The sequence below is a fragment of the Thermosipho sp. (in: thermotogales) genome (assembly GCF_020054775.1).
Classification (GTDB): domain Bacteria; phylum Thermotogota; class Thermotogae; order Thermotogales; family Fervidobacteriaceae; genus Thermosipho; species Thermosipho africanus.
This window is the reverse complement of the sequence record NZ_JAIHAP010000003.1, coordinates 1-24280: the sequence shown is the minus strand read 5'-3', so window position 1 is coordinate 24280 and position 24280 is coordinate 1. Positions and strand designations below refer to the sequence as shown.

Genomic DNA, 24280 nt, shown 5'->3' with positions numbered 1-24280 from the left:
CCTTTAAACGTTAATAGACTTATCCTTTTCCAGTAGTTCCAAGGTATATACCTTGCATTAAATATTTTCTAAATAGAATGAAAATTATCAAAACTGGAGCAACTGAAATAAAAGCTCCTGCCATTAGTGTTCCAATTCCTCTATAAGGATCTCCCCATCCAGCATTAAAGCGTACTAATGAAATTGGTAATGTAAATTTATCGGGGGAAGAAAGTACAAGTAATGGCCAAAGAAAACTATTCCAATATCCAAGGAAAGACATTAAACTTAATAAAATTAAAGCAGGTTTAACATATGGTACAACAATGGTAAATAAAAATCTGAATTTTGAACAACCATCTATCCATGCTGCATCTTCTAATTCACGAGGAATACCAATCATATATTGTCTCAAAAGAAAAACTCCAAATGTTCCTCCTAATGATGGAAGAATCAAAGCGGATAAAGAATCCATTAAACCCAAACGATAAATGATAAAGTAATGGGGGATAAGAAAAATTATTCCAGGAAAAGCCAAAACGGCAACGTATGTCCAAAAAATAGCTGTTCTACCTTTAAATTTTAATCTTGAAAGTGCATACCCTGCTAAAAGTGCAATAAATAATCCGGCAATTGTTCCTACTACTGCAACTATAACACTATTTAATATACCTCTAAATACACTAATACCACTTATTGATTGAAAAATTCTTCTATAATTATCAAAAGTAATATTTTTTGGAATCCATTGTGGAGGAAATTCCGAAGTTGCTATAGTAGATTCTTTTAGAGATGTTATAAACATCCAAAATATGGGAACATACCAAATTGCTGCAAAAATCCAAAGAAAAACGGAAATTATTATCCTGAGAATTTTTTTATGCTTTTTAGTCATTTTTATCCCTCCGCGGATTTGACTGATTTAGTGAGAATAAAGAGGTTAATTAATGCAAAAACGAAAATAATTAAAAACATATACCAAGAGATAGCAGAAGCTCTACCTAGTTGTTGTCTTTCGAAACCAACAGTGTAGAGATAATAAATCATAGTTCTAGTGGTTCCAGCAGGTCCTCCACCAGTGAAAAAATAAACTTGATCGAATAATCCAAATGCTAATAAAACTTGTCTGACGACATCAAAAAACAAAACATTCCTCATCCAAGGAAGAGTAATATACCAAAAAGAAGCCCACGGTCCTGCACCGTCAAGCTTAGCTGCTTCATATTGTTCCGGTGGGATTCTTTGCAAAGCACCTAAATATAGCAATACACTAAATCCCATAATCCACCATACAGTGACAAAAATTATACAAGCCCAAGCTCGTGTTGGAGTTTCAAACCAAGAAATTGGTTGACTTAAAATTCCTAATTTCATTAAATAATAATTTAGTAAGCCATTAGGTGTTGATGCAAAAATCCATCTCCAAGTAGTTAAAATTCCTACTGAGCCAAAAAAAGTGGGAGAAACAAAGGCAATTAATAACCAGAGTTTTCCGTACAATTTTTGTTTTAAAAGTAAAGCAAATAACATTGAAATAGTTATAACAAGGGGAATACTTATGATAGCGAAAATAATAGTATTTTTCACTGAAAGCCAAAATCTTGAGTCATTCCAAATTTTTATATAATTACTTAAACCAACATATCTTGTAGTGCCAAGAATAGACCATCTATAAAAACTCATTACAAAACCATAAATTAAAGGAACTATAACAAATAAAACGAAAAATAAAAAGTGGGGCATGAGGAATCCCCATGCGGCCAATTCATTTTTAATTTTTCTAAAGCTTTTTCTTTTACTAATAGAGGTTTCTTTAAAGTCATTATATTTGTTTGTTTTCATTGCAAAACCTCCTTGAATTATTCACCAACTGTATCCCAGTAATCATCAATAATTTCTTGAGCTACTTGCTCTGCTTCTTCCATTGCTTCTTCAGGTGTCATTGTTTTATTAATTAAAACTTCTTCAATGTATGGTACTATTTCTGAAAGAATTTCAGCTATATAGGGGAACATCTGGAAAGTTTTAACATAAGGAACTTGCTGGGCTGCAACATAAAGATGTGGGAATTTTTCCTTAAATTCTTGACTTTGTGCAATTGATATTCTTGCGGGCGTTTGTCCTGCTGCATACCATTCAATTGCATGATCCCATAGATATTTAACCCATGTCATTGCAGCATTATAAACTTCTGGATCTGAAACCATAACTTCTGGAATAGCTATTACGTGAGAACCACCAAATACGGATTTTTTGGTACCCAATTGAGGAGCTGGAGCATATCCAAAATCATCTCCTAAGAGAGAAAGCCATGGATTAATTGTCCATATACCTGTGATAAGGATTGATCCTACGCCTGATTCAAATGAAGGTCCTGCATCAACAGGTTGATCTGGGTATAAACCTTCTTCTTGGAGTTGTTGAAGGAAATGTAAAACCTTAATACCTGCTTCTTTAAATGCAGGATGTTTGAAATCAGGAGTAAGGATATCTCCACCAAATTGCCATAAAAGATGTACAAATTCCCAATCCCAGCTTGGTGATTCAGTCCATGGAAATGCTCCTTCAGGAGTTACTTTTCTTAATTCACGTAATACATTAACAAATTGTTCTTGTGTTAATGGTCCTTCTTTTAAAGGAAGATCAGGATCTAAACCTGCTGCTACAAAGTTGTCTTTTCTATAAGCCATATAGAAAATCCAAACATCAAGAGGAATACCATAATATTTGCCATCCTCTGTTGTTAATCCACTTAGAACAGAAGGATAAATATCGTTAATATCAATTCCATATTTGCTTAAATCTTCTTTTGAAAATTGTTTGAAATAATCTAAAAATAATGGCATATCGTGTTTTCTAATAAGTAAAATTTCTGGAGCAGATTTTGTAGAAATTCCTGTAGCAAGTTTTTGTTTGTATTCCAATGAACTACCAACAACAAGATGAATTATTTCAACATTAGGATGTGATTCATTAAATTTTTGAATAATTTGATCCATGTATGAACCATCAGCACCTGAAAGTGGAGTCATAAAGGTTAATTGAATTTTACCAGCTAATAATGTTAAAGATAATACTAAAACTAACATAATTAAAATCTTTTTCATAAATTCACACCTCCTAAAGGTTTAATTTAAGTTAGACTATTTCATGTTATAAATAATTTTTACTTCGTCAGGTCCTAATGCTCTATCATAGATTCTTAATTCATCAAACATTCCTTTAAATGGTGGATCCCAATAATTAGCTCCTAAAGCAAATACACCACCAGGTTTCAGGCTAAAGATATCTGGAACCTTTCCTAAATTATCTTGCTGGCCATTTATCTGGATTTTAATTAAAACTTGATCACCGTTAATATAAATCCTTGCTGTGCCTTCATTTACAGAAATTGCTACGTGGTACCATTTTCCTGGAAGAATATTTTTACTTAAAAGACCGTCATACCAAAGATTTTCTTTATCATCCCTAGCCCACAACATGGTACCATTGTTCCAACCAAATGGTACAAAACTAATCCAATGCAAGAAAAGATCTTTATCAATATATGCAGCAAAAAATGTAGTAGTGAATTTTGTCAATTCTTCAGCATAAACCCAGAAAGTAATGGTATAATCATAATCTTTAATAAGATCTTCTGGAAGAAGTGCACCTCTACTACCAGGAAGCTTTAAAGCTTGATTAACAACACCATCAACAAATGTTAGAGAACCTCTTCCAATACTTCCAATAGTTTTTCCAGTTTTAACAACTTCGCCAAAATGTCCTGTTGCATCCTTTAAATTTCCATCAAATGGGTAATATGCAATAAGAGAAGGATCATTGTTTGGATCAAAAGCAAAAACTAAGCTAGATACCAAAGCTAATAAAATGACTAAAAAAGTTAATTTCCTCACCTTACCACCTCCTAGATATAGATAAATAAATTACTTTTCTTTTATACCCCAAAGGGAAACACCATTATTAGATAAAACAGAAAAAACTGTTACCCATTTTTTTTCTGTATTATGCCATTGTTTTAAAATAATGCCTTTGTAAATTGTCTCATTAGAGTTTTCGAAAATTTTTAAAGTAATATAGATTCCATCTGAGTCCCAAGTTCCGTTAATATCTCCTGTAATTGTTTTATCTTCATTAAGAGTGATATTGATTGGAGTTTTGATTTTTGATGATATGTCTTTCTCATGATTTAGAAGTAGGTAATTACCTATAATTTCATTTGAAGGTAGTTCTTCAAGTTTTTCATTGGCATAAGGGAAAGGAGCCATTACGAACCAACCTTCTTCATTTAAGAAAAGTTGGTGAACTCTCAATTGATATGTTTCACCTCTTCCGGGGAAACGGGTATGGAAGAAAATAAAGTATTTTTTAGTATCTTTATCATAATAAACGGAATTATGTCCTGGTGAAACATAACCAAAAGCCTTATAATCTAATGTGTTTTCAGGATTTAATGAGAAGTTTCCAATTAATTTTGCTCCAAAATTGGCAATGACAGTTTTTGAACCAAAGCAATTTTCCATATTTTTTCCTGAAGGGTCTAAATAAGGACCATCGGGATTTTTAGATCTAGCAACTCGAATGTTGTAACCACCTCTGTAATCTAAACCTCCAAAACTTAAGAAAAGATAATAGTAGTCTGTTTCAGGGCTGTAAATAATATATGGTCCTTCCATAGAACTGTGATTACCACCAGCTAATTTTTTTCCATAACCTTGATTAGGTAAAGGAAGGCCGGTATTAGGATCTAATTTGAGAATATAGATTCCGCCAAACCAAGATCCATATACTAACCAAAGATTACCTTTTTTATCAAAGAAAACCGCTGGATCAAGTGCGTTTGGATGTTTTGAGGAGTTGTAAGGTGTTCCATCTTCGCTTGGACCATCAACAGAAAAAACTTGGCCAGATTTAATAATGACAGCATAATGTTTATAAGGACCTTCAATATTATTTGATGTTGCTATTCCAATAGCTGATCTTGGTGAACCGAACGTAGAAGCACAATAATATAAATAATATTTTCCATCAGAAAGTTGAATAACATCAGGAGCCCAAATATCGTTTTTAGTTCTTGCCCAGGATAATGTTTCTTTCAATTCTTCGTTAATATTTGGAATGATAGGATTTTTGTCATTTGCATTAATACTTATTTGTTGCCATTTTTGCAGATTATAAGATTTTGCTACCTGAAGGTGAGTACCAAAAACATAGTAAAGATCTTCAGTTTTTATGATGGAAGGATCATGAACAACTGCCCATTTAAAAGAAATTTGTTGATCCATTGAAAATAAGCCTCCTGATGCAAAAGTTAATATAAATAATATTATTGTTAAATAATTAATCTTTATTTTCATTTTTGGTCCCCCTTTTTATAGTTTTGAATCAGAAAGTAATAATTATTGTTGAATATCCATCATATAATAAAATTAATTTGATTTACTTTTTATGTTTTTCACATTAAGTTTTTGGAATTTTAATTTTTGAATTTAATAAGAAGTGGATTTTGTACGTACATTAGATTCACATTGATGTTACCATTTTGAAACTTAATAAAGCAAATGTGATATTTTAGAAAAAAATAAAATTATAGATGTTTGTTGATAAAAATCTTTAATTATCTGTAAATTTCTAATTTTATGAACAAAAGTTTAATTTGAAAGTATTTTAGATGTGGAATTTTTTTGTTTTAAATACTTGTAAACGAGAGAGTTTTTTGAATAAAATATACGTACAATTATAGACAATTGATTTGTTTTTATGTTATACTATAAATGTTAAATTTTTTAAAAGGGGGCAAAAAGTATGATAGATATTAAAAAATATGAATTTTGGTTTTTGGTTGGCAGTCAAGATTTATATGGAGAAGAAACTTTGAAAAAAGTTGATTTACAAGCAAATAAAATTGTAGAAAGTTTAAATGCCGATCCATCAATTCCTGGCAAAATTGTGTTAAAACCAATTTTAAAGAATCAATCAGAAATCGCTGAAGTATTTGAAAAAGCAAATGCAGAATCGAAGTGTGCTGGTGTTATTGTATGGATGCATACATTTTCTCCCTCAAAGATGTGGGTTAGAGGCCTTTCTATAAATAATAAACCTCTTTTACATTTACATACTCAATTTAATAGAGAAATTCCTTGGAACGAAATTGATATGGATTATATGAATTTAAATCAATCTGCCCATGGAGACAGAGAGCATGGTTTTATTCAAACAAGAATGAGACTCCCAAGAAAAGTAGTAGTTGGACATTGGACTGAAAAGGAAGTAAGAGAAAAAATTTCCAAATGGATGAGAGTATCATCCTCTATTCAAGATGGAAGAACAGGTCAAATTGTGAGATTTGGGGACAATATGCGAGAGGTTGCAAGTACAGAAGGGGATAAAATTGAAGCACAAATTAGATTTGGTTGGTCAGTTAATAGTTGGGGTGTTTGCGAATTAGCAGAAAGAATAAAATATGTTCCAGAAAGTAAAGTAAACGAATTAATGGAAGAGTATAAAGAGAAATATGTTATGCCAGTTGATGAATATAGTATTAATGCAATAAAAGAACAGGCTCGAATGGAAATAGCAATTAAAGAGTTTTTGGTTGAGAAAAATGCGATTGCTTTTACTACAACTTTTGAAGATTTATGTAGTTTACCTCAGCTGCCAGGTTTGGCTGTTCAAAGATTAATGGAGGAAGGTTATGGTTTTGGAGCAGAAGGAGATTGGAAAGCTGCTGGTTTGGTTAGAGCATTAAAAGTCATGAGTGTAGGACTTCCAGGTGGAACTTCATTTATGGAAGATTATACTTATGATTTAACTCATAATAATGAGAAAGTTTTGGGATCTCACATGCTTGAAGTTTGTCCAAGTATAGCCAAGCAAAAGCCGAGAATAGAAGTTCACCCACTTAGCATAGGAGGAAAAAAAGATCCAGCTCGATTAGTTTTTGAAGGAAAAGAAGGTACAGCATTGAATGCTTCACTTGTTGATATTGGTGATAGATTTAGACTAGTAGTTAATAAAGTTATTTCAATGGAAATAGAAAAACAAATGCTAAAACTTCCGACTGCTCGTGTTTTGTGGAAACCATTACCTGATTTCAAAAAAGCTACAACTGCTTGGATATTAGCTGGAGGTTCTCATCATACAGCATTTTCATTGTCTCTAGATACTGAATATTTGGAAATTTGGGCTGAATTATTGAATTTAGAATATCTAATTATAGATGAAAATCTTAATTTAGAGAATTTCAAGAAGGAATTAAGATGGAATGATTTATACTGGAAATTGCAAGGGAAATGAGGGATGATTTTCATCCCTCATTCTTTTGGATTTGATACAGAATCTTTAAGAATTAAATTTGGTTTGAAAACATAATTTTCTGGTTTATCTCCTTTTATCATTCTTATTAAAATGTCGACAGCTTTTTTTCCTAATAGTTCTTTGGGATGTTCAAATGAACTTAATGCTTCTTTGAAATCTCCTATAGGAGCATTATCAAAGCCCAGTAATGAAATATCCTCTGGAACTTTTAATCCCATTCTTTTACAAGCAAGATATACTTGAAGAGCGGTAGCGTCATTGTAACAGAAGATAGCTGTGGGTCGTTGAGGTTTAGGTATTGAAATTAATTCATAAGCTTGTTGAGTAACAATACCTGTAAATTCCGATGAATGAAAGTTTTTTACATAAACTTTTTCAAATCCAAGTTCTTTACTTCTTTCTAAAAATGCCTTTGCTCTTATTAAACTTGGAACATGCGTAGTTTTATAAATAACTGCAACTCTTTTATGACCAAAATGATAAAAAAGTTCTGCTGCCTTTTTTCCTCCGTACCAATCATCTAGAATCACATTGCCTGCATTTTCAAAATTCCAATTAGTATGAATAAGAACCACTTTAATTCCTTTATTTATAATATCTTCAATGAAACTTTTATTTGAACGATTAGTTGCACTATAAACAGGGTCAATAATCATTCCATCAATATTTAATTCTAACCATTCATTTATTATTTGACGTTCTTTATTTGGATCTTCAGAAGAATTTCCTAAAAGCATTTTATATCCATTAAGAAATAGTTCTTCTTCTGCTCCGAGAGCAATATATGGAAAAATGTAACTACTAATTTGTTGTACTAAAATACCAATTACTTTTGTCTTTTTTTCAATATTTACAAATGTTCCAATTCCAGGTTTTCTAATAACTAAATTCATTACAGTTAATCTTTCAAGTGCTTTCCTAACCGTTTCACGGCTTGCGTTAAATTTTTGCATTAATTCTTTTTCTGTAGGTAATTTTTCACCATTTTTATACTTTCCTGAGTTTATTTCTTCAATTAAAAACTTTTCAATTATTCTATATTTTGGTAAAAACTTAATCGCCCCCTTTGAAAAATTTCATGGAGAAATTCAAAATTTTTTAATGTTTTAAAAATATTATTTCAAAAATATTATATCATAAATTTATCTTAAAATGTATCTACATTATACATTCTTAATGAAATTTTATAAAACTTATAATTTTTATGGTATAATTTTATTACTAACAAAGTTAAATAACGTTAATAATTTTTTGGGGGTTGAACTATGAAAAAAGAGGAATTAATGAAAATTGTTGTTGAGAGAATTAAAAACTGCACAGCTTGTCCCTTGCATGAGAATAGGACAAATGTAGTTCCTGGAGAAGGAAATCTAGATTCTCCAATTATGTTTGTGGGAGAGGGTCCAGGTGAAGATGAAGATCTTTCCGGAAGACCATTTGTGGGAAGAGCAGGACAACTTCTAACTAAAATTTTGGAATCTGTTAACATAAAGCGTGAAGATGTTTATATCACTAACATTGTTAAATGTAGACCTCCAAACAATAGAACTCCAACGAAGGAAGAAGCAAGTATTTGTTCTCATTATCTTTTTGCACAGATTGAAGTTATAAATCCTAGAATGATAGTAACTCTTGGAAAACCTGCGCTTGAGTTGTTTTTGGGAAAAAGTGTTGCGATAACTAAAGTTAGAGGTAATGAGTTTGAATGGAAGGGTGGAATAATAATTTTTCCCATGTTCCATCCAAGTTACCTTTTGAGAAATCCATCAAAAGCAAAAGGATCTCCAAAAGACCTTACTTGGCAGGATATTAAAAGAGTTAGAAAGTATTATGATCAATTTTTAAAGGAGAGAGAAAATGGCTGATAAAAAGTTAACACCAGCACTAGAAAATTATTTGGTAACTATTTATAAACTATCAAAGAATGATGGTGTTACAAGAGTTTCTGAAATTGCAAAGGTTAAGAATGTTAGTTATCCGAGTGTAACTACAGCTGTAAAAAAGTTAGCTGAACTAGGTTATGTAGAACATCAAAGGTACGGATTTGTTAAATTGACTAGAAAAGGTAAAAGAGTTGCTGTGACCATTCACAATGGAGAGCTTAGGGTAAAATACTTTTTTATGTACGTAATAGGCTTTCCAGAAAAATGGGCACAGCAAGCTGCCGAACTGTTAATTTACGGTCTTGATAGCGAAACAAGAAGGCAGCTAAGACGATTTTATGCTATAATGATAGATTTTGACGAGACTAAAACTGAAAAGTTAATTAAATTTTTAAAAGAGCAAAGAGAAAAATTGGGAATAAAAGATGTTCCAAAAGAAGCGCTCAAACTTAAAATAAGGTTGAAGGAGGATGATTAATGAAAGCACTAGTAACTGGCGGAGCAGGATTTATTGGTTCACATGTTGTAGATAAGTTGATAGAAAATGGTTATGAAGTCGTTGTTGTTGATAATTTATCAAGAGGAAAAAAAGAAAATGTAAATAAAGATGCAACCTTAGTTGTTGCAGATATTAGAGATGAAAAGACTATTGAGGAATTATTTAAAGAACATAATTTTTCCTATGTTTTTCACCTTGCAGCACAGGCGAGTGTCTCTGTATCTGTTAAAGATCCAGTTGAAGATGCAAATGTGAATATAATTGGAAGTCTTGTGTTATTAAAAAATTCCATAAAATATGGAGTAAAAAAGTTTATTTTTTCTTCTACAGGCGGTGCAATTTACGGAGATGATGTTGATATTTTTCCAACACCAGAATCTGTATTTCCAAAACCAATTTCTCCATATGGAATAGCAAAATTTTCTTTTGAAAATTATTTAAGATTTGCAAAGAAAGAATTTGGATTAAACTATACGGTTTTAAGGTACGCTAATGTTTATGGCCCAAGGCAAGATCCTTTTGGAGAAGCTGGAGTTGTAGCTATTTTTACTATGAGAATGCTAAATGGTGAAGATGTGATAATAAATGGTGATGGTGAATATATTCGTGATTATGTCTATGTGGAAGATGTTGCTGATGCAAATTTAAGAGCACTTAAAGCTGGAGATGGAATGGAGATAAACATAGGCACTTCGCAGGGAACAAGTGTTAATCAGTTGTTTAACTATTTAAAAAAGATAACTGGTTACACAAAAGATCCAGTTTATGGTCCACCAAGAAAGGGAGATATAAGAAAGAGTCTTTTGTGCTATACAAGGGCACTTGAAGAGTTAAGATGGAAACCAAAGGTGGATATAGAGAAGGGATTGAGGTTGACAGTTGAGTGGTTTAAGCGAAATTTTAAGGCCTAAAAATTTTGAAGATGTTGTTGGACAAGAGCATATATTAGGTGAAAAGGGAATCTTAAAACTTGCAATAGAGAAAGATTCCCTCTTTTCTGCTATTTTTTACGGTCCACCAGGTTGTGGAAAAACTTCCACACTAGAAGTTATCAAACTGAACACAAGCTATGAAGTTTATCATTTTAACGCGGCTATAACCTCAACTGCAGAAGTAAAAAAGATTTTAGAATATGCAGCTAAAGTCAAGGATGTAAAAAAGATCCTGATATTTATAGATGAATTTCACAGGTTCAATAAAAAGCAGCAGGATATATTTTTACCAGGGGTTGAAGCTTTTGATTATGTTTTAATAGGTGCAACAACAGAAAATCCATACAAGATGGTAAATCCTGCACTACTTTCCCGTGTAAGGCTTGTTGCTTTTAAAAAACTGCAAAAAGAGCATATAATTAAGTTGCTCGAGAAAGCTGTCAATGTGAAGAAAGTGGATATTAATGAGAATGCAAAAGATTTTCTCGCAAGGGTTTCAAATGGAGATGGAAGGTTTGCGATTAATTTATATGAAATATTGAGTGACATAGCGATTTCAATTGATAAAAAAATAATTGATGAAGAGATTTTACAAATATATTCTTCGGATGAAAATAGAGTTTATACAGCAAAGGAACATTATAATTTAGCATCAGCGTTTATAAAAAGTATTCGTGGAAGTGATCCTGATGCTGCACTTTACTATATGGCTAGGATGATAGAGGGTGGGGAAGATCCAAGATTTATTGCAAGAAGACTTGTGATTCTTGCAAGTGAAGATATTGGTCTTGCTGATCCGATGGCACTTTTAGTTGCAACTTCAACGGCTCAAGCGGTGGAACTTGTTGGTCTTCCCGAGTGTATGCTTAATTTATCTCAATGTGTTATATATTTATCTCTTGCTCCAAAGAGCAATTCATCAACCCTTGCTATCCAAAAAGCCTTAGAAGTTGCAAAAGATACAATGAATCTTGATGTGCCTCGTGATTTATTAAATATTCCAGATAGTGGTTATAAAAATCCACATAAATTTGGTGGATTTTTGAAAAAGTCTTATCTTCCAAAAGAGATTTCAGATAAGGTTTTTTACACTCCGAAATCAATAGGAAAAGAAAAGAAAAATATAGAAATTTTAGAAACTTTGTGGAGGGGGGTAAAGCAATATGATGATAAATCTTAATGGTAAGAAAATAGTTTTGATAAATGATGACATAACAATTCAGGATACAGATGCCATAGTTAATGCTGCAAACAGTCATTTAAAACATGGCGGAGGGGTTGCGGGTGCAATATTGAAAAAAGGTGGACGCATTATCCAAATTGAAAGTGATGAATATGTTGAAAAATATGGACCGGTGAAAACTGGTAATGTTGCAGTTACCTCTGGTGGTAATTTGAAGGCAAAGTATATTATTCATGCAGTTGGTCCAATCTGGCGTGGAGGGAATAATAATGAAGAAAAGCTTTTAAAGGATGCTGTTTTAAATTCTTTGAAAAAGGCAGATGAATTAAAGATAAAATCCATTTCCTTTCCTGCAATAAGCAGTGGTATTTTTGGTTTTCCAGTGAGAAGATGTGCACAAATTTTTGCTGAAGCAATTGATGAATATTTAAAAGATAATACAACAATTGAAGAAATTAGAATAGTAAATATAGATAAAGATACCCACCAGATTTTTGAAGAAGAATTTAAAAAATACTTTAAATTGCAAGGATGATTTACATGAAAATATTAATGCTAACTAAGTCTTTATTTTTAGAATATTTTAGAAATAAAATATCCTTCTTTTTCAATATTTTATTTCCATTAGTATTATTTATTTTGTTTTCGCTAGTTTTTTTTAGCGAAGATACTGCTAATTTTGCTTATTTTTCTGATATTGATCTAGATATTTATGGAAAGTCATACAATGATGAGGAAAAATTATTAAGCGATAGAGGAAAATACGATGCTGTCGCGGTGATTAAAGATAATGAAGTAATAGTTTACAAAAACAGTAATAGTGCAATGGTTTATGTGTGGATTGATACGTTAGTAAATAAGGTTAAATCTTTTGGATTAAAAAACGTAGTAAATATAAAAGAGACAAAGTTAGATTATATAATTTTTTCGCAAAGGGAAAATATTTATATAGGTACATTTGCACTTTCGATTATGTCCATAGGAATGTTTTCTGTGGTTAATTTATTTGATAGGTATAAAAGAGTAGGTACACTAAAAAGGCTAAAACTGCTTCCTATGTCTTCTCTTTCTTTTGTCTTTTCATTTTCGATTTCGCAGTTTTTTATAAGTTTTATTTCTTTAGTTATAATAAGGTTAATTGGAGCATTTTTGTTTTCAATATCTTTGAAGGTTAATGTTTTTTATTTTTCTATTGCTCTTGTTTCTTCTGTAATTGGAATGCTTGGAATTGGTACATTGATTAGTGTTCTTTTCAAAAAAAGTGCGGCTAATGTATCTCAGTTTTTGTATATTGTATTCATATTTTTTTCTGGGATTTATTTTCCATTAGAATTTCTTCCAAAGTTTTTAAAAAATTTAAGCTTTTTTATTCCAGTAAAATATATTGTTGATATCTTCAAATTTTCAATGGGAATGCAAGTAATTAATATCTCTAAGTTTTTCATTTATTCATTTATATTAATTGTATTTGGATTATTTTTACTTTTAATTGGTGGCAAGATACTTTTTGAAACTGAAAAAGTAGGTGGTTAGATGGTAGTAAAGGTGGAAAATTTAAAAAAATTATATGGAAAATTTGAAGCGTTAAAAGGTATCAGCTTTGAAGTTGAGGAAGGAGAAGTTTTTTCTCTTCTTGGACCAAATGGTGCTGGAAAAACAACCACTGTTGAGATTTTAATAGGTCTTAGAGAAAAGAGTGAAGGGAAAATTTATTATTTTAATAAAGAAATGGAAAAAATAGATAAGAAAATAAAATCAGTTATAGGAGTTTCTCTTCAAAAAACTGAACTTTTTAGAGAGCTTACAGTTATCGAAACTCTAAAACTTTTTAGAAGTTTTTACAAAGATGGATATGATCCTTATGAGGTGTTAGAAAAGATAGAGCTAGTTGAGAAAGAAAAGGAGAGAGTGAAAAATCTTTCTGGAGGTCAATTTCAAAGACTTGTTGTAGGACTATCTTTTATAAATGATCCAAAAATTATCTTTTTGGATGAACCTACAACAGGACTTGATCCACAATCAAGAAGAAAAATCTGGGATATTATACTTGAATTTAAAGATAAAGGAAAAACAATATTTTTGACAACACATTATATGGAAGAAGCTCAATTTTTATCCGATAGAGTTTGTATAATTGATAATGGGAAGATTATTGCCCTTGATACTCCTCAGAAATTAATAGAAAAATCTAATTTAGAGACAATAATAGAAATAGATGGCGTGTATAAAAAATTCGGAAAGGTTGTTGGAAATAGAACACTTGTTGAAACAAATGATCCAAATAGTTTAATACAAAAGCTTATAGAAAACAAAATAGAAAATTTTACAGTCAGACATCCAACTCTTGAAGATGTGTTTTTAAAATTAACTGGTAAAGAATTGAGGGATTGATATGTTTCAGGCACTATTTAAGATAGAATTTTTAAGGTCAAAAGAGGCTACCTTTTGGATTATAGTCTTTCCAATACTTTTAACTATCCTGCTTACATCAATTTTTGGTGATATTGAAAAAAATGCAAAATTTAGGATAGGATATATCGGTGAAAATAAATTCATAGAAAATCTAAAGGATCACTTTGAAGTTTTAAAGGTTAAAAAAGTTGAAGAGATTGTTGAGAAAAATCTTGATGCAGTAATAGTCTTTGAAGATAATTTTGATCTAAAACTTCAAAGAGCTTTGATCTTGTCGAAAACAAAGTTGTTTAAACCTGTAAATGTTGAAATTTTTTATACAGATAAAGAATATTCAAAGGTTGTTAAAGATATTTTGGTGAATATATTTTCTTCTTTGAATGCGTTAAATTCAGAAAAAGAAGTAAAATTAAAGGTAAATGAAAGGAAAAAAAGTATATCTTATTCTCAATTTTTATATGCTTCAATTTTGGTAATGAATATAATGTCAGTAACATTCTTTGGCTTTACTTCGCAGATTTCTTTTTACAAAAGGCGAGGGCTTTTGAGAAGATTAAAATGTACACCGTATAGTCTTGGAAAATTTTATTTTGTATACGCTATTGTTTCATTGATGCAAATTATTTTTTCAAGTGTAATATTCACTTTATTTGATTTTTTAGTGTATGGAGTAAAACCTGATGTGTTAAATGTCTCAATTTATATGTTATTTGGAAGTGTGGTATTTTTGTCATTAGGTTATATGATAGCAAGTTTAATAGAAAATCCGGAGACGATTGTAGTACTTGGAAATATTTTATTTCAAGTATTTATGTTTGCAGGAGGACTTTATTTTGATGTAAGAAATGCAGGAATAATAGGAACTTTATCAAAAATTATTCCTTCTACTTACCTTGTTGATGGAATAAGAAAATCTTTTGGATACTCTGCCTATGAAAATCATTTTTTAATACCATTAATCTGGATTATCGTTTCTTTATCTATTGTAGCTTTATCTAGCATTATTAAAAGAAAAAAGGCCTCATCAAATATATGATGAGGCCTGTACAGTTATATTACCCATTTTCCACTTTCCATAAGTGTTATTTTTTCACCTGCTTTTATTCCATATACATTCATATTTTCATTTCCAACCATAAAGTCTACGTGTGTAAGACTTGTGTTTAGACCATTTTGTCTTAGTTGTTCTTCGTTCATTTTGGTGCCATCTTTTATACAATTTGGATATGCTCTTCCAAATGCAAAGTGAGATGCTGCATTTTCATCAAATAGTGTGTTGTAGAATATAGTCTTCATCTTGTAAATTGGTGAATTTACAGGAACCAAAGCTACTTCTCCTAAGCTTTTTGCACCATCATCTGTATTAAGTATTGTTTCTAAAATTTTTTCTCCTACTTCTGCTTTATAATTTACGATTTTACCGTCTTTAAATTCAAGTGTAAATTTATCTATTACATTTCCGCCATATACAAGAGGTAGGCTGTTTGTAACCACACCATTGATTTTATCTTTGTGCGGTGCTGTAAAGATTTCTTCAGTTGGAATATTTGGAACAAATGTTATACCACTCATATTTTCTTGAGTTGCAGAAAGCCATATATGGTTTTCTGGAAGACCTACTGTGAGATCTGTACCAGGACCTTCATATTTTAGATAGTCAAATTGCTTCTCGTTTAAAAATTTGGTTATTCTCTTAAGATTATCTATATGTTCTTGCCAATTTTTTACAGGATCTCCTTCGATTCTACTTGCCTTTAAAATATAATCTAGTAATTTTTCAGTGTTTTCTTCTCCTAAAACCTTTTTGGCCCATTTTCTTGTAGGATATGCTACAACACACCAGCTTATTTCGTTTGACATCATTCTTCTCATTATGTCTTTGTTTGCCGTATTTACTGTTTTTGTAAAAATTCCAATTCTTTCAGGTGGAACATCTTTTAGTGCATCTGGATCGCCACCAGTAATACTTAATACTGCACCTTTTTTATCTAAGAGATATTCAGATGCTTTTATTTCCCATTCAGGAAATTCTTTTAAGGCATCAATTGGTGCATTTTTAAGTCTAGTTTTTGTAATAATTTCATCTGACCATTTTACGTAAACATCGAATGCTCCTATTTCAAAAGCTGTTTCAACAACTTGTTCTACAAACTCTCTTGCATCAATTGGTGCTTTTATGAATAGTATTTGACCTTTTTGTAGGTTTAGTCCAATTTTTAAGGCAACTTCTGCGTACTTTTTTAACATGTTATTCCTCCTCGAGAATTTCTCTGATTTGTTTTTCTAAATCTTCTGTGATCTTTTCTTTGATTTCTATTGCCTTTAAGTTTTCATGGAGTTGTTCTTTGCTTGAAACACCTAATATGACACTACTTACATTGTCGTTTAATAGACACCATGCAATTGCAAGTTGAGACATTTTTGCATCTAATTCATCCGCAATTTTTTGTAACTTTTGAAGTTTTTTGAATACTTTCTCACCTAAAAGCCCATTTTCTTCAAGATGCTTTCTAAGGTGTGGGAATCTTGCGAGCCTTGAATTTTCTGGGATTCCATTGTTATATTTTCCTGTTAATATTCCTGATGCCAGAGGACTCCAAATAGTAAGTCCCATACCATATTTTTCATATATTGGTTTGTATTCTTCCTCAACTCTTTTTCTTACGAGCATGTTGTATTGTGGCTGTTCTACTATAGGTGGTATACAATTTAGCTCTTTACATGCTTTGTGAGCAGCTTCTAGTTGCTCTGCGCTCCATTCGGATGTTCCCCAATAGAGTGCAAGTCCATTTCTTACAATATAGTCCATTGCAAGAACTGTTTCTTCAATTGGTGTTTCTGGATCTGGCCTGTGACAGTAAACGATATCAACATAATCAAGTTGTAATCTCTTTAGTGAAGCCCATGTTCCTTCTAAAAGGTGCTTTCTTGAAAGTCCCTTATCATTTGGACCGTTTCCACCCCAGAATATTTTTGTTGAAACTACGATGTCGCTTCTCCTAAATTCTTTAAGAACTTCTCCAAGCATTGATTCTGCCATTCCATTTGCATATGCTTCTGCAGTATCAAAGAAGTTGATACCGTTTTTGAAGGATTCTCTAACAATTTCTTTTGCACCAGCTATGTCAAGTTGATTTCCAAAAGTGAGCCAGGAACCAAGAGATAGTTCACTAATTTTTAATCCCCATTTTCCTACTTTTCTGTAATTCATTTGAATCACCTCCTAAAAAATATTATACCACAATTATTAGTTTGACGAACTATTTTCGTTTATAAATTCTAGAATTTTATTTACTATTGTGGAAAGTTGTTTGTATCTATCAATTGTAGCCTCATTGTCTCCTTTTTGAAGAGGATAAAATCCGAATTGAGAATGATTCCCACCGTCAATTTCGTAAAATACCGTATTTTTTGGAAAAAGTTTAATTTTTGATTTGAATTTTTCCTGTGTAACAAGACCGTCGTTGCTTGCTGTAATAGCAAGTATTTTTAGTTCAAGATTTGAAATATCTTTTGCAGGATATGACGCAAGTAAAATTACACCCTCAACATTATTTTTCTTTGCAAATTCTATTGCTGCAATTCCTCCAAGAGAATGGCCGGCAACATACCATTTGATATTTCCATACTTATCTATTATGCTTTTTGCACCATTAGTTCTAAAAAATGCAAGATTTAAAGGCATTTTAAGTAAGACAAAATTTATGTTATTTTTTGCAAGATAAAAGCCCAGTGGTGCGTACGCTCTGTAATCAACGTGTCCGCCGGGATAAAAGATAATTCCAATATTAGAATTTGTTTTCGGTTTAAAAAATATATCTTTACCTATGTATTCAATCTTAACGTTTTCGCTCGATTTTAAATAATTTTCGACTTCACTTAATGGTTTTAGTGGATTAATAGACCATATTAAAAATATAAAAATAAATGCTAAAATAATAGATGTTGATATTAAAAGTGCTTTTTTCATAAATTACACCTCCAAAATAAATTTTTTCTTATTTTTATTTTATCATTTTTTAAAGTATGATATAATTAGTAATGCGAATCATTATTTAGGGGGTATAGTTTTGGAGAATAAACATAGGGTAGATATATTTAATCGGGGAATATTTTCGTCACTGTTTTTGCTGAGTTGGCCGCTTATAATTTCAAACCTTATGCAAACATTTTATAACGCAGTAGATGGTTATTTTCTAGGAAAGCTTGGGAAAATAGAATTTTCTGCACCAACGATTGTCTGGCCAATTATTTTTGTGTTTATTTCACTTTCTATAGGATTTTCACAAGCAGGTGTTACATTGGTCGCACAATTTACTGGAGCAAAAGACAAGAAACTTGCACAAAAATCTGCAGGTCAAAGTTTGCTAACCTCTACTTTAATTGGTGTAATTTTTTCAATCTTTTCAATAATTATATCAAGGCCGATAATAATGGCTGTTGCTGGAAAAGAAAGTGCAGAAGTTGTAGATTATGCGGTAAAGTACTTTAATATAATAATGTTAGGTCTTCCTTTTGGCTTTATTTTTAATACAGTAAGTTCCATTATTAGGGGTTGGGGAGATTCAAAATTTACGATGAATCTTATGTTAATTTCAACGATAATTAATATTATTCTTGATCCGCTTCTTATTTTTGGAATAGGTATTTTTCCAAAAATGGGTGTAGTTGGAGCTGCACTTGCAACTACAATTGCAAGGATTATAGCTGCCCTTATGGCTATTGAAAGTTTGTTTAAAGGAAAAAGAGGATTTAAGATACATTTAAGAGATTTAACACCAGATTGGCAGTTGATTAAAAAAGTTTTTAGAATAGCACTTCCAAGTTCTTTGAGTATGAGTATTACATCGCTTGGCTTTGTTTTTATTATGAGATTTGTTTCAAGTTTTGGACCGACTGTTGTAAGTGCATACGGTGTTGGAAATAGAATAATAAACTTTATTACAATGATTTCTTTTGGGATTGCAAATTCCGTTACTGCAATGGTTGGACAGTTTTTGGGTGCTGGTGATGTAAAAAGTGCTGAAAAAACTTTGAAGGTAGCATTTTGGACGAATTTTACTATTGTATTTTTCCTTAGTACTCTTACCTTCTTTTTTGGCGGACAGCTTACAAAGTTTTTTATAAACGAAAAAGATGTAATAGAAGTTGGTTATATATTTTTTAGGTATGTTTCTTTTTCTTTACCATTTTTTACTTCTATGTCAGTGTTTGTACATGCGCTTGTAGGAGCTGGTAGAACAGATCTTTCAATGATAGTTGATATAACAAGGTTATGGGGAATTAGAGTACCTCTAGTTGCATTTTTTTCTACAAAGTATGGCTTTACAGGATTGTTTTTTGCTATGATAATAAGTAATGTAAGTGCACTACTTCTTGCTTATCTTTTTATAAAGTTTTCTAATTGGAAAAAGCCAATAACAAGAGATTTAAAAAGGGGGAATTTAGATGATATTTACGGACAAGAAGATTGAAAGAAAACCTAGAAAATACTTTAAAGATTTATCATCAACGGATGGTGAAAAGATACTAGAGAGTATAAAACAGTTGTTATCGGAGAATATTAATAGTGAAAAAGAACTTATATCACTTGTAGAAAAATTTACTGAATTAAGTGATATTGTTTCAGAGGAAATGGGAAGAAGATATATTAATATGACAAGGTTTGCAGACAAACCTGAATATTCAGAGATGTTTAACGATTATTTCCAGAACGTTGTTTCAAAACTAAAACCATATTCAATTGAAGTTGAAAAAAAGATATATAACTCAGAATTTTCTAAAAAGTTGCCAAATGAATACCAGCATATGTTGAAAATTATATCTAACAATATTGAACTATTTAGAGAGGAAAATATTCCACTCCAAGTTGAAGAAAGAAAATTTTCCAATAAGTATGGTTCAATTTACGGTTCTATTGTGGTAGATTTTAGAGGTGAAGAAAAAACTTTGCAACAATTATTACCATATTTGAAATCTCCAGACAGAACGATAAGAGAAGAAGCTTGGAGAAAAAGATTTGAGGGGCTTTTGTCAAGAAAAGAAGAATTGGATAAACTTTTTGACGAACTTAAAGAGATTAGAATAAAGCAAGCAAAAAATGCTGGATTTGAAAATTACAGAGATTACATGCATAATTTGAAGGGAAGATTTGAATATTCGGTTGAAGATGTTTTGCAATTCCATGAGTCAGTTGAAAAGAAGGTCATGCCGTTTTTTGAAAAAAGGATGAAAAGAAGAGCTGAAAAGCTCGGTATTGAAAGTGTAAGGCCGTGGGATACAAGCGTCGATGTTGATGGAAAGGTATTAAAACCATATAACACAATCGATGAGTTTGTAAATAAAGCAATTAGAGTGTTGGGAAAAGTAAAGAGAGTTTTTGGAGAAAGGCTTGAAATGATGAAAAATTCTGAACTTTTGGACCTTGAGAATAGAAAAGGAAAGGCTCCTGGTGGATACAATTATCCATTGCCAGAGACAGGGGCACCATTTATATTCATGAATGCAACAGGACAAAGCAGTGATGTTAGAACGCTTCTTCATGAATCAGGACATGCAATGCATACATTTGAAACTGTTAATATTCCTATAGAGTACTATAGACCACATAGAATGGAAATTGCAGAACTTGCTTCGATGAGTATGGAACTTCTTACAATGCATCATTGGAATGAATATTATAAGGATGAAGATGATTTTAGAAAAGCAATGATAGAAGAACTTGAAAGTGCACTACTATTTTTGCCATGGTGTATGACGGTTGATGCTTTCCAACAATGGATTTATACAAATCCAGAGCACACGGCAAAAGAGAGAGAAGAATACTTTGGCAAATTGATGGATAAGTTCAATAGAGGAATTGACTGGAGTGGACTTGATTTTGAAAAGAATAATAGATGGATGTTCCAGCTTCACATTTTTGAAGTTCCATTCTATTACATTGAGTATGGTATTGCTCAACTTGGTGCGTTATCTATTTATAAAAACTACATTGAGAATCCTGAAAAGGCGATTGAAGATTATCATAACTTCCTAAAGGTTGGCTATAAGATGCCAATTGATAAAGTGTATGAGGTTGCTGGAATAAAGCTTGATTTTTCTGAAAAGCACATTGGGGAAATTGTAGAATTTGTTGAAGAAAGGTTAAATGAGTTGGAAGGAGAGTAAAGATGTTTTTTGAGGATTTCGATGAAGAATTTGAAAGTTTAGATGAGATGGTAGAAAAATTAAGAAATGAAAATAGCTGCCCAGAATGTGTTCAATGTGGTTACTGTTGTAAGGTGACTCCTTGCTATTATGGAAAATGGAATGAAGAAAAAAATCAATGTGAATATTTGACTGAGGATAACAAATGTGGCATTTATGACAAAATAGTAGAAATGGAAAAGGATCAGGAAGTAAAAATGTTTGGAAGCGGTTGCTGTTTAAATTACATGAATCCAGAAAGGTTGAAAAAGTTGTCTAGTAAATGAGTTTTAAATATTATACAAAATTTTGATTTTTAAAAAGAGCTGGAGTTTATTTCCAGCTCTTTTGTATTTAATTTTATAACCATTTTTTTCTTTTAAATATTATTATTAGGAAAATTACAATTATTGACATAACAGCTAAAACTACTTAGTAACTCCATTTCCAATATAATTCTGGCATGTATTTAAAGTTTATTCCATAAATTCCGGAGATAAAAGTTATTGGCATAAATATTGTGGATATTACAGTTAATATTTTTATAACATGGTTAATTTTGTTATTTACAGTTGTAAGAAAAATATCTAAAGTGCTTGAAACTTGATCTCTAATGGATTCTAATTCTTCAATAATTTGAATAACATGATCGTATGTATCTCTAAAGTATAGTATAGAATCACTTAAATAATCGCTCATGTCTCTAATCAAACTATTTAAAATTTCTCTGAGGGGTCGACAATTTTTCGAAAATTAATCATATTTCTTTTTAATGTTTGAATTGATTTTATTGTTTTTTTGGATGTTTCAGATATAATATCATCTTCAAGAACTTTTATTTCTTCTTCAAGCTTGTCTAAAATTGCAAAGTAATTATCAACAATTGTATCGACAATTCTATAGAGTAAATAATCTATTTTCTTTTTTCGAATAATTCCCTTGTTTTTCCTTATATGTTCAATAAGATTATCAAAGATGTTTGAATTTTTTCTGAAAAAGTTATTATATAATTTCCTTTGATAACAATACTTATTTGATTTACATCAATTAAATTACCATTTTCTTCAAATTTTAAATCTTTTAATACTATGAATATATAATCTTCAAACTCTTCCAATTCAGATCTTTGATAAATATTAAGGATATCTTCTAAAGTTAAAGAGTGTAAGTTGAAATATTTTCCTATTTTTTCAATAATTTCTTCTTTATGAATTCCAACAACATTAATCCAAGTAATAAGTTCTTGATTATACTCATTATCATCATAGCAATTTTCGATATTTAGAATTTTGTCTTATTCAAAAAATTTCTCATTGTATTTTATGTAACTTATTTCAAAGACGTTACTTTTAGAACCTGTGTATAAAAGGGTTCCTGGGGGCATTCCAACTTTTTGCAAGTATTTTTCTCTTTTACCCATACTTTTATCTTCATATTCATGTTCAATGTTTTAAATTTCATGATTTTAGATATTCTCATTTTAACACAGTATATTTTATATAATAAAACTCTTCTTGGCTATCAGTGCCAAGAAGAGTTTTTTCAATATATTTCTTTGTGAACCAATATAGTGTAAAAGAGCTAAATTACAGAAAGAGTATCAAAGAAAATTGTTGGATATTTATATTTTCATGTTTTTTATTTTACAATGTCTAAAATAGAGAAGACTTTGTATCCATCTTTTTTAATTACACATAGAAAACCTTTGTTGAACAAAATTCCTAAGAAATCACTTACTTTTTCATTATCTATTACTTTAACTACTTGTTCTTTAAGATCAACGTATCCAATTGACATATCTTGATCGTTATTTGTGAAGGATATAAATATAGATTTTGTGTATGGCTCAATGGCAAGATTTTTAATTCTTCCATGATCAAATTCTTTTAATATAATTTCCCCCATTTTTGTTAAAGGATTATAAGTTATAATACTGTTTTTGTCTGTAATAAAGTAAAGATCATAACCAAATGTTGCCAAGTTCACTATGTTGGTAGGTTTTATAGTAAATTCGGAAGTTTTTATGCTATCAAAAGAGTCTAAAACAGTTCCGGAAGAAGAAACAGTGTAGAATTTTTTATCTACTATAAAATATTTATCTTCGTCAATTTTCTTAATTAATGGAAATTTTCCAAGATCAATACTTATTTTATTAGTTGAGATTACATCGCCAGATTCTGAGATTTTAATTATTTTATTGTCTGAATACAAAGTGAAAGTATTATAATCAAAGTCAATAATTTTAAAGTTTTCAAAATTAAAATCTATATTTTTTAAATAATCTTCTATGTAGATGTCTTCTGGATTAAAAGCTGAAAGTATGTTAATTTTTACTGATAATAGAGTTTTTTTAGATTCAGAGTATAAAAAGAATTGGTTTGAAGAGTTTAAAAAACTAGTAAAGATCAAATTAGGAAAATAATTTTCTCTTGGTGTTTCTAAACTAACTTTTTCGATCTTAAAACTTTTACAAAAAATCATTGAAATAGACAAAATAGTAAGTAAGAGTATTGTAAAAAATTTTTTCATAATCCCCCTCCTTCTTTGTTGAAGTTCAAAAAAATTCTATCAAAAAAATATATAATATAATTTACATTTATTATAATTTTATTTTGCCTTAATCTTGAATTAACCAATATAGAGCAATTAATGAATAATACACGTGCTTTTAAAAGTTTATTGATTAATTATAGACAAAAAAGCAACAAATAATTTTTTTTTATTATTCAAATAACAATGTTTATTTCGTGAAAAAATTAACGAAAAGTTCAAACGGTTTTAATTTAAAAGCCTTGTAATGCACCCCGAAAAATTGGACAGAAATTACGAAACTTTTGTAAAACTTAGATATTCTTCATATACCTCCCGCGGACTTCTGTATTTCAACGCA

The 24280-nt window shown here is 30.6% G+C and carries 23 protein-coding genes and 1 pseudogene; 12 read left to right on the top strand and 12 right to left on the bottom strand.

Going from position 1 to position 24280, the window contains the following annotated elements; translation table 11 throughout:
• Positions 1 to 19 precede the first annotated feature (19 nt).
• The 5 genes from JG780_RS01305 to JG780_RS01285 are packed head-to-tail and all read right to left on the bottom strand — an operon-like array spanning position 20 to position 5336.
• Complete coding sequence (locus JG780_RS01305) at positions 20 to 874, bottom strand: carbohydrate ABC transporter permease (RefSeq protein WP_287568983.1); 855 nt, start codon at positions 872 to 874, stop codon at positions 20 to 22.
• Positions 875 to 876: 2 nt separating this feature from the next.
• Entirely contained in the window at positions 877 to 1821 is a 945-nt protein-coding gene (locus tag JG780_RS01300; protein ID WP_287568982.1) for a carbohydrate ABC transporter permease, read from the bottom strand.
• A gap of 17 nt (positions 1822 to 1838) precedes the next feature.
• Positions 1839 to 3086: an extracellular solute-binding protein gene (locus tag JG780_RS01295; protein WP_287568981.1), complete on the bottom strand. Its 1248-nt coding sequence runs from the start codon at positions 3084 to 3086 to the stop codon at positions 1839 to 1841.
• 36 nt (positions 3087 to 3122) lie between these two features.
• Positions 3123 to 3875 carry a LamG domain-containing protein gene (locus JG780_RS01290; protein WP_287568980.1) on the bottom strand — a complete coding sequence of 251 codons (753 nt, stop codon included), beginning with the start codon at positions 3873 to 3875 and terminating at the stop codon, positions 3123 to 3125.
• 30 nt (positions 3876 to 3905) lie between these two features.
• Entirely contained in the window at positions 3906 to 5336 is a 1431-nt protein-coding gene (locus JG780_RS01285) for a glycoside hydrolase family 43 protein (protein ID WP_463274138.1), read from the bottom strand.
• A 448-nt stretch (positions 5337 to 5784) separates the two neighbouring features.
• On the opposite strand from JG780_RS01285, the gene araA reads away from it, so the two are divergent.
• Positions 5785 to 7275, top strand: coding sequence for an L-arabinose isomerase (gene araA / locus JG780_RS01280; RefSeq protein WP_287568979.1), 1491 nt, complete (start codon positions 5785 to 5787; stop codon positions 7273 to 7275).
• Positions 7276 to 7292: 17 nt separating this feature from the next.
• Here the strand turns inward: araA and JG780_RS01275 are convergent, their stop codons facing one another.
• Entirely contained in the window at positions 7293 to 8354 is a 1062-nt protein-coding gene (locus tag JG780_RS01275) for a GntR family transcriptional regulator (RefSeq protein WP_353844448.1), read from the bottom strand.
• A 207-nt stretch (positions 8355 to 8561) separates the two neighbouring features.
• Between JG780_RS01275 and JG780_RS01270 the strand changes: the two genes are divergently transcribed.
• From JG780_RS01270 to JG780_RS01235, 8 genes are read left to right on the top strand one after another with little or no spacing between them, the layout of a single operon-like run.
• Positions 8562 to 9161 (top strand): uracil-DNA glycosylase, encoded by a 600-nt coding sequence (locus JG780_RS01270; RefSeq protein ID WP_287568978.1) that lies wholly within the window; start codon positions 8562 to 8564, stop codon positions 9159 to 9161.
• Positions 9154 to 9657 (top strand): metal-dependent transcriptional regulator, encoded by a 504-nt coding sequence (locus JG780_RS01265; RefSeq protein WP_114702266.1) that lies wholly within the window; start codon positions 9154 to 9156, stop codon positions 9655 to 9657. Before JG780_RS01270 ends, JG780_RS01265 begins: the two co-directional genes overlap by 8 nt.
• Positions 9657 to 10589 carry an SDR family NAD(P)-dependent oxidoreductase gene (locus JG780_RS01260; protein ID WP_114702267.1) on the top strand — a complete coding sequence of 311 codons (933 nt, stop codon included), beginning with the start codon at positions 9657 to 9659 and terminating at the stop codon, positions 10587 to 10589. Before JG780_RS01265 ends, JG780_RS01260 begins: the two co-directional genes overlap by 1 nt.
• Positions 10558 to 11790 (top strand): replication-associated recombination protein A, encoded by a 1233-nt coding sequence (locus tag JG780_RS01255; RefSeq protein ID WP_287568977.1) that lies wholly within the window; start codon positions 10558 to 10560, stop codon positions 11788 to 11790. The genes JG780_RS01260 and JG780_RS01255 overlap by 32 nt, the downstream gene beginning before the upstream one ends.
• Positions 11774 to 12328, top strand: coding sequence for a macro domain-containing protein (locus JG780_RS01250; protein ID WP_287568976.1), 555 nt, complete (start codon positions 11774 to 11776; stop codon positions 12326 to 12328). The genes JG780_RS01255 and JG780_RS01250 overlap by 17 nt, the downstream gene beginning before the upstream one ends.
• Before the next feature lie 17 nt (positions 12329 to 12345).
• A complete protein-coding gene (locus JG780_RS01245) occupies positions 12346 to 13326 on the top strand; it encodes an ABC transporter permease (protein WP_287568975.1) in 981 nt (326 codons plus the stop codon).
• Positions 13327 to 14184, top strand: a complete 858-nt coding sequence (locus JG780_RS01240) for an ABC transporter ATP-binding protein (RefSeq protein ID WP_287568974.1) — start codon at positions 13327 to 13329, stop codon at positions 14182 to 14184. It abuts the gene before it with no gap.
• A gap of 1 nt (position 14185) precedes the next feature.
• Positions 14186 to 15241 (top strand): ABC transporter permease, encoded by a 1056-nt coding sequence (locus tag JG780_RS01235; protein ID WP_287568973.1) that lies wholly within the window; start codon positions 14186 to 14188, stop codon positions 15239 to 15241.
• Positions 15242 to 15255: 14 nt separating this feature from the next.
• Here JG780_RS01235 and JG780_RS01230 read toward each other — a convergent pair whose 3' ends face one another.
• Genes JG780_RS01230 through JG780_RS01220 form a run of 3 tightly spaced genes read right to left on the bottom strand, consistent with a single transcriptional unit; the run spans position 15256 to position 18175 of the window.
• Positions 15256 to 16452 (bottom strand): aminopeptidase, encoded by a 1197-nt coding sequence (locus tag JG780_RS01230; RefSeq protein WP_287568972.1) that lies wholly within the window; start codon positions 16450 to 16452, stop codon positions 15256 to 15258.
• A gap of 1 nt (position 16453) precedes the next feature.
• Positions 16454 to 17416, bottom strand: coding sequence for a potassium channel beta subunit family protein (locus JG780_RS01225; protein WP_004104097.1), 963 nt, complete (start codon positions 17414 to 17416; stop codon positions 16454 to 16456).
• Between the two features lie 36 nt (positions 17417 to 17452).
• On the bottom strand, positions 17453 to 18175 hold the full coding sequence (locus JG780_RS01220; RefSeq protein WP_004104094.1) for an alpha/beta hydrolase: 723 nt from the start codon (positions 18173 to 18175) through the stop codon (positions 17453 to 17455).
• A 100-nt stretch (positions 18176 to 18275) separates the two neighbouring features.
• Here JG780_RS01220 and JG780_RS01215 point away from each other — a divergent pair, with 100 nt between their 5' ends.
• From JG780_RS01215 to JG780_RS01205, 3 genes are read left to right on the top strand one after another with little or no spacing between them, the layout of a single operon-like run.
• Positions 18276 to 19679, top strand: coding sequence for an MATE family efflux transporter (locus tag JG780_RS01215; RefSeq protein ID WP_287568971.1), 1404 nt, complete (start codon positions 18276 to 18278; stop codon positions 19677 to 19679).
• Entirely contained in the window at positions 19654 to 21372 is a 1719-nt protein-coding gene (locus JG780_RS01210; RefSeq protein WP_287568970.1) for a M3 family oligoendopeptidase, read from the top strand. The genes JG780_RS01215 and JG780_RS01210 overlap by 26 nt, the downstream gene beginning before the upstream one ends.
• 2 nt (positions 21373 to 21374) lie before the next feature.
• On the top strand, positions 21375 to 21677 hold the full coding sequence (locus JG780_RS01205) for a hypothetical protein (protein ID WP_004104080.1): 303 nt from the start codon (positions 21375 to 21377) through the stop codon (positions 21675 to 21677).
• Between the two features lie 145 nt (positions 21678 to 21822).
• Here JG780_RS01205 and corA read toward each other — a convergent pair.
• The 3 genes and pseudogenes from corA to JG780_RS01190 form a co-directional block, all read right to left on the bottom strand.
• Positions 21823 to 22576 (bottom strand): annotated as a pseudogene (gene corA / locus JG780_RS01200) (magnesium/cobalt transporter CorA).
• Between the two features lie 108 nt (positions 22577 to 22684).
• Entirely contained in the window at positions 22685 to 22810 is a 126-nt protein-coding gene (locus JG780_RS01195) for a hypothetical protein (protein WP_258167431.1), read from the bottom strand.
• Positions 22811 to 23028: 218 nt separating this feature from the next.
• Positions 23029 to 23919: a hypothetical protein gene (locus JG780_RS01190; protein ID WP_114702277.1), complete on the bottom strand. Its 891-nt coding sequence runs from the start codon at positions 23917 to 23919 to the stop codon at positions 23029 to 23031.
• Between the last annotated feature and the right edge of the window lie 361 nt (positions 23920 to 24280).